This is a genomic window from Carnobacterium sp., from assembly GCF_032094055.1.
GTDB lineage: Bacteria > Bacillota > Bacilli > Lactobacillales > Carnobacteriaceae > Carnobacterium_A.
Genome location: NZ_DAMDAK010000011.1, coordinates 1,932 through 9,749 on the forward strand (window position 1 = coordinate 1,932; position 7,818 = coordinate 9,749).

The 7,818-nt window shown below is 31.3% G+C and carries 4 protein-coding genes; all 4 read right to left on the reverse strand.

Features of this window, described 5'->3' with window-relative positions; genetic code table 11:
- On the reverse strand, positions 1 to 2,517 hold a 2,517-nt coding region (locus RT405_RS02955), incomplete at its 3' end, for a GW dipeptide domain-containing protein (RefSeq protein WP_313467425.1).
- 134 nt (positions 2,518 to 2,651) lie between these two features.
- Positions 2,652 to 3,611, reverse strand: coding sequence for a glycosyltransferase family 2 protein (locus tag RT405_RS02960; protein WP_313467427.1), 960 nt, complete (start codon positions 3,609 to 3,611; stop codon positions 2,652 to 2,654).
- Between the two features lie 17 nt (positions 3,612 to 3,628).
- Complete coding sequence (locus RT405_RS02965) at positions 3,629 to 5,290, reverse strand: YfhO family protein (RefSeq protein ID WP_313467429.1); 1,662 nt, start codon at positions 5,288 to 5,290, stop codon at positions 3,629 to 3,631.
- A 355-nt stretch (positions 5,291 to 5,645) separates the two neighbouring features.
- A partial coding sequence (locus RT405_RS02970; RefSeq protein WP_313467430.1) for a glycosyltransferase occupies positions 5,646 to 7,818 on the reverse strand: 2,173 nt, incomplete at its 5' end.

Here is a 7,818-nt window from a genome sequence, read left to right on the forward strand (position 1 = left end):
TTGTATCCCTTCGACAATTCCTGTTGCAATCTTTTCTTGGTAAGCATTTGTAACTAGTTTGTTTCGTTCTACAGTATTATCTACAAAACCAATTTCAACTAAAACAGCCGGCATTCCAGTTTCTCTAACAACATGGAAATTTGCTTTTTGTGCTTTACGGTCAAAAGCACCAGTTTGTCTAATTAAAGAATTTTGAATATTTTGAGATAATAGAGAACTATTCAATAACCGTTGAGGGTCATTTGCTATTAAAAGGTTATTTGGGTTTCCTGCTTTATTATACGAATAGGTCTCAATTCCGTTAGCCGTACCATTAAATGAATTGGTATGGACGCTAACAAATATATCCGCATTTGACCTATTAGCAATACCCGCAATTTCTGATAATTCTAAAAATTTATCAGTCGTTCTTGTCATGATAACTTCATAGCCAGCTTTTTCTAATTTTTGCTGAACTTTTTTTGCAACTATTAAGTTTAAGGTAGCTTCTTTGACACCACCTGCTTGTGCACCAGGATCTTTTCCTCCATGCCCTGGGTCAATCACAACTACTTTTTTAGAAAGGTTAATTTTTTTTAATGCTTTTATATCGATCCAACCTAGTTCTTTCCCGTTGAAAGCAATTAATGCCCAAGTTGCACGGCTTGTTTTTGCTTCCTTAGTAACGGTTACTTCTCCGCCAAAGTAATCTTTTGAGTAAGCAACTGTTTGATACCCTTCTGTTCCCCATGGTTTTGTATTGATAGTATCTGTTGAACGAGTAATACGTGCTTTATAATTTGTATTTGTTTGAGAAGTAATTTTTTCAATTGTTAAACCAGCTTTATCCATCCAGCCTAAACCAGAAATGTAAGCCCAAGTTGCTCGGTCAGTCACAGCTTCTTTCGTAATCGTTACTTGATTTTCATAGTATTCTGAAGATTTCGCCAAAATTTTATAACCCTGTGTTCCATAAGGCTTCGTATTGATAGTATCTGTTTTACGGTTGATTTTTGCTTTATAATTGGTTGTTTTTTCAGATAATATAATTTCATAATCTGTTAGCCCTTTTTTGTCAATCCAACCCAACTCTTTACCGTTTAACGTAATTAAAGCCCAAGTTGCACGACGAGTTTTAGCTTCTTTAATGATTTTAACTTGTTTGCCTAAATACTGAGAAGACATTTCTACTACCTTAAATCCTTCTGTTCCCCAAGGTAAGGTTGAAATACTATCTGTTTTACGACCAATTCTTTTATAATAAGAAGTATCTGTAGAAGACGTTACTTTTTCAATATCTAAACCTGCTTTATCAATCCATCCTAATTCTTTACCATTTATTGAAATTAATGCCCATGTAGCACGATTGGTCACTGCTTCTTTAGAAATTTTCACTTCTTGACCATAATATTCTGAAGACCAAGCTGTTCTTTTATAGCCCTCTGTTCCATATGGTTTTGTATTGATAGTATCTGTTTTACGATTGATTTTTGCTCTATAATCGATTGTTTTTTCTGAAGTAATAACTTCAGCTTTTTTCACACTTACAGCAAATGTAGATCTTTGTTGTGGCTTATCTACAACTTCCTCTTCTGTATCAGATTCTGTTTCACTTTCCGAAACTGATTTATCATATTGAGTTAAATCATATGTTTCAATAATAGTATTTAACATGTTCTCATAATTGGGAACGTTGCTATATTCCTCTGAAAGGATATGGAGGATATTTTTATAATTTTCAGAGTCTGCTGAATCTTTGAAACTTTTCCATTCAGGATTCTGTTGTAATTTTAATAGATTTTCCGCAAAAGCTTCTTTATAAGATGAATATTTTTTGAATTTCACATTTTCAAGAGTTGTATTTTCTTGATCAGCGACTTTCGAATAGTATTGCACGAAATCTTCTGCTTCACTTGCTTTTACACCAAACAAATTATAACTTTCTAACTCTTTAATCAGAGCACTAGTTCCCCATGCACTTTCTAATGCTGCTTGAGCAATCAGAACTGACGCAAATGAATGATATTCTCCGGCTGCGGCAATTGCTTCAGTAGAAACATTTTCAATAAAATTGTTTATGATTGAAGTAGATTCACTCTTATTATCTGAAGAATCGCTAGCTACGTTTGCTATTTTCATAATTGCGATAGCATTTTCTCTGTTTTCAGCTAATGAAAAATAATCTTCTATTTTTGAATTGCTTGTTTCTTGTTCTTCACTTGAAGTAGAAGATTCTTCAGAAGTGTTTTCATTGCCAATAGCATCTTCATTTGATTTTTCATCACTTAGTTTGTCTTCACTTGATTCTAAATTATCTATTTCTTCTTTCGGTACTTCCTCTTCTATATTTATGTTTTCTTCAACTGGCTCATTCTCTGCGCTTGACTCTGTTTCTATTACCGTTGATTCTGCTTTCTCTTGGATAGGCTCCTTATTTTCAGCTGCCGATACTCCTGTAGACAAAATCATTGGACTAAGTAGACTGAAGACCATAGTGATAGTTAGCAACTTTTGTAGCGGTTTCTTCCAATTGTGCAAAAAAAATACCTCCTCAAATTATTTAAAATTAACATACAATATTACTATAACGGTTTTTAGCTTTCTTATCTAGACTTTTCAATAAAAAAAGTATTAGTGAATGCTATTTATTCACTAATACGACTTATTTAATCTTATGCAGTAAGATCCTTTTCTGTTTCCTTCACTAAATAAATAGGACGCCTTTTAGTTTCCAAATAGGTTTTTCCTAAATATTTGCCGACAATTCCTAAACAAAATAATTGTAACCCACCTAGACCAAGAACAATACACACTAAAGAAGTCCATCCAGATGTTGGATCATCAAATATAAGGGTTCTTATTGCTATGACAAATACCATAATAATTGCCAAGATAAAAGATAGCAAGCCTACTATTGATGCAAATGCTAAAGGAGCTTCTGAAAATGCAACTATGCCATCAATTGAGTATTTCATTAGTCCCCAGAAAGACCAAGTAGTTTCGCCAGCGACTCTTTCTATATTCTTATATTCTAAATATTTGGTTTTAAAACCTACCCAACTGAAAATCCCTTTAGAAAATCGATTATATTCTTTAAGTTCTAAAATCGCATCTACCATCTGTCTTGTCATTAATCGATAATCTCTAGCACCATCGACAATTTCAGTATCTGAAATACGGTTGATTATACGATAAAATTGTCGTGCAAAAAATGAACGAATTGGCGGTTCTCCATCTCTACTAACGCGTCTTGTACCAACACAATCATAGTCTTCTTCTCTAATTGTTTTTAACATCTCTATTAATAACTCAGGAGGATCTTGCAAATCAGCATCCATTACCGTAACAAAGTCTCCTTTAGCATTTTCCAAACCTGCATAAAGTGCTGCTTCTTTTCCAAAATTTCTTGAAAAAGAAATATACCTCACACGTTCTGAATCTTTTTTTGCCAATTTTCTCAATATAGTCAGTGTTTTATCTTTAGATCCATCATTAACAAATATATATTCAATCTCAGCATCTTCTGCAGCTAAATTTTGTCTTACTTTTTCCATTGCTTCATAATAAATATCGATAGATTCTTCTTCATTGTAGCAGGGAATAACAATCGATATAAGCTCTTTATTGTCCATTTTTTTCACCTCTATAATTATCTTTTGTCTTCTCTTATCTGTCTTCGTTTAATAACAAACAGATAACTTAATAATAATATCCAGCTCGCTATTGAAACCCATTGAGACAGTTTTTGTATTAAAGTGTCTTTGTAATAAATTTTAACAGTCCCGGTTCCTTCTACTGCGACAGATGTCAACCCAGCTTCAGCTTCATTTAAAAATGGCTCACTAATTGTTCCTTTACCTGAAAGTTCTCCTACATAACCTTTATAGTATATCAAAGGAACAGTAACTAGTTCTTTACTTAAGGCTTGATAATCAAAGATAATTACATCTTTATTTTTATGGTAATTTTTGATTGTTAATTTACTACTATCGTATATAAGCTCTTCTTTTTTATTCATGAGATCCTCAAAGTTTGCCTTATCAGGTAAGTACTCTTTTCCGGCTCCAATTTTATACGAATTAATCTGATTATACTCTCCATAAGAAACAATTTTTTCTGCCTCTACTTGAGAACGTAGATTTAAGGTATAAGATAGCGTAAAAACTGTAATTAAAATAGATAGTGTATAAAAAACTTTTTTATTTTCAAATAAATTCAACGGATCCTCCCCTATTACCCAGCTGAGCAATAAAGTTGCAAAAGCTAAAAATCTCCATGGAAATTGAATAGTATTTAGAAAAGTATGATCCAAGATTTTCCAGGGAAATAAATCTGTTGTTAATCCCAACAATAATAATCCCATGCAGAAAATAGTTTTTGCCTTGATTTTTTTCATTGATAATACATAAAAAATGGTTAGAAGCAATAGAGTGATTCCTATATTAGGGGTTGATTTATTTGAAAGTGCATTTAAAAATGCGTTTCCTAATTGGGAAGCTTTTTCTGACATAAAAAAGATTGGATTAGAACTAACTTTAAAGGTCTGTGAAGCTAGTTGTTCTAAAACAGGAAACAAATAAGAAACAATTAAAGGAACTGTGAGGAAAGCTGCTTTTACTATGCTGATCAGTCGCTCTTTTTCAAAAAACATTCTTTTTACATTAACGACTAAAAAAAGAACTATTAAAAGAGAAAACATAACTGCTGAAAGAATATGCGCATGAATAATTAATGCCATTCCTAATGTTAAATAATACCATTTTTTTGAGTTTCCATAAATAATTTGATAAAGCCCCATAAATGCTAATGGCAAAAAGCAAATAGCTAGTACTTCTCCTAGTGCTGCTCTAGTGGTTAAATCTAATAAACGATAAGAAGATAAAGTATAGAGTAATGAAAATATTAGGCTTTTTCTTTGATCTTTAATCACTAAAAAATGTGACGCAAAAGCAATTATAAAGGTTACGAAATTAATCACAATAACAAATGCTATATAGGATTCTGCAAGAGAAAAGCCCAATAAACGTAATAGTGCTGGAAAGTATAAGAAAAAATCTGAATAAAATATACTGGAAGCATATCCCATCGAATTCATAAATACCATATTAATTTTCGGGAAAAAATTATGAATTTTCAAAGCTTCGTAGAGCCCTTCAATCCTATTTTTATGAAATTGAAAATCATCACCGACAATAATTTCTCCGTGATATAAATGCGTGAAATATACTGAAATAACACTAAGAATCATAAAAAGTGTGATGATAATGAAGACCTTTTTGGTTGAGTGCTTCTTTTTATTAATAAAACCCATGTTGTACTAAGCTCCTATACATTATTTAGTGATTGATTACAAAACAGGACATTTTGTTTATGCTAAATCCTTTTACATTGTTTACCTGTACTTTACAACAAATAATAGTTTAACATAAATTGGCTTTCAAGCGACAAAGAAATCTTTACGGTACAAATTAATATACATTTTTAAAGATGCAAAAAAACAAATATATCACTTGAGCGCTCTTTACTTTTTAGGGATTTTTAACGTAAATCAAAAAAACAACGTAAGCATTATAAGAGCTGCTTACGTTAATTGTTTTTTTATTTTCCCGACTTATTGACCGCTCTAAGCAATAAAAGTTTATAGGAAAAGCACGGTATTAAACACTTTATCCACAAACTTTTTGATAGAAATCTGCCAAGGCTTCTTCATTATATAGACGATAATCAAAATCGGCAGCTTCTAGTTTCCCAGCAATGAACTCTTGCATTCCATGATAGATTCCTTCTACTGAGTTATTGACTAATAAACCTTTTGTATTCTCCAAAACGCTATGAATTCCAGGTACATCTGTACCAATAACTGGTTTGCCTATGATCATAGCTTCAAGAAGCACTAAGCCCTGACCCTCGTAGTTTGAAGTTAAAATGAAACAGTCGCATAAATTAACCAACATTGAAGGATTCTCCATATGACCAAGTAAGTGAATATGTTTTTGCATACCCATTTCGTTTATTTTAGCTCTTATTTCCGCATGTATAGGTCCGTTTCCTAAAATATACAATTGGCATTTATTATTTTCTTTAACTAACTTTGCAAAAGCCTCTACTAAAGATAAATGATTCTTTTCAGGCGAAAGTCTAGCTACATTGACAAAATTAATATTTTCTTTATTAGGTGCAATTAATCCTTTTAGAGTAACGATTCCGGTACTTTTATCAATGTTCTCGTAAAAAACGGTTCTACTAATTTGGTCCGATGAGCTGTAAATGTCATGACCTCTATTGAGTTTTTCATCAAGATTACTTGCCTTAAGTATAGCCTCACCATCAATAGTATTATTTACAAAATTCATCTTTTCATTAGCGTTAGGGATATAATGAACTAGATCTTTTTTATTTTGTTCATTCGCACTTTCAGAAACAGAGATAACTTTATCAAAATAGCGGTATAAACTAAAAATTACTTTTAGGTTCCATTTGTGTTTAAATTTATCACCAATTACTTTATTGTATTCTTCTAACATAACATTATGAAGATAAATCGCTTTTTTAGGAACATCAGCCATGGCAAATAAAGCCGTAAACATCTTATTGTAACCACCGAAATCAATCAGCACATCAACTGGAAGCTTGCCGGTTACTCGATCAAATTCATGATTCAAATGTTGTTTTAATTTTTCTTTGTTTAAATACTTTGAATTCATCCCTTGTCTATATAATAAATTTTGACGAATAGTATTTTTATATCCTCGATTAACGGCACCAAATTTATAAATAAAATGGACTCTTGGGTCGACCTTTTTTATATTATTAGCTTTTTCTGCTTTCATTCTATCCGTATCCATAAAAATCACATCATATTTATCATAATCAATCATTTTAGAAAGATTGATAGCAGACATTGTAATACCATTATTGAAGAATCCGCCACAATAAAAAATGAGTTTCTTTTTATTTGATAAATAGTTAATTTCTGTTTCATTTACAGCATTGTCATGAATAAAGATATCGATTGCTCTTTTTCTTGATTGGCCATTGTCATAAGAACAAAATGTTTCAAGGTAATTTATATACTTCGTTCTATTCATAGCTTCGTATTCGTTATCTTCTATTACAAGTGCACGACATAGCTCTTCGATAGTTGTACATAATTCTCCTGGCAATTTTTCCAAATCCAAATAAAAACCCCGTGTTTCCTCATAGATTTCTTTATCTGGTATATAGAAATAAACAGGCCTTTTTGTAGGTAAGAAATCGAAAAAAATACTAGAATAATCTGTAATCAACTTATCAATACAGGCCAACAATTCGTTGGTATCAATCCAGTTTGGCACAACTTCTTTTTCATAATTATGCTCAACAAAGTATTCATAAATAAAATAATGCGTTTTTAATAAAACTTTGTATTTGTCTCCTAATGTTTTTTGAATTTCTTTAACTTCAGCTAAAAGATTTAAAATATCTTTTTCCGTTGTATCCTTCAAGCTTTTTTTCCAAGTAGGAGCATAAAGCACTAATTTTTTATCAGAAGGTAATCCTAATAACTTTATGATTTTTTCTTTATCTGTATCTAGTGTTAAATCAACTCTCGAATTTCCAGTAAGGAAAACTTTGCTATTGAGAATGCCATCTAAATCATGGCTTTTAATCAAGCGATCTGCAGTAAATTTATTAGGCATCAACATATAATCTGTATGTAAAAAATTACGTTGTATATTTTTATGATCTGCAATATTTGCATCTTTAATATCTAAACCTAATGTTTTTAACGGAGTGCCATGCCATGTATTAATATAAATTTGTTCTTTACGTTTAATAAAGTAAGGCATAAATGAAGTG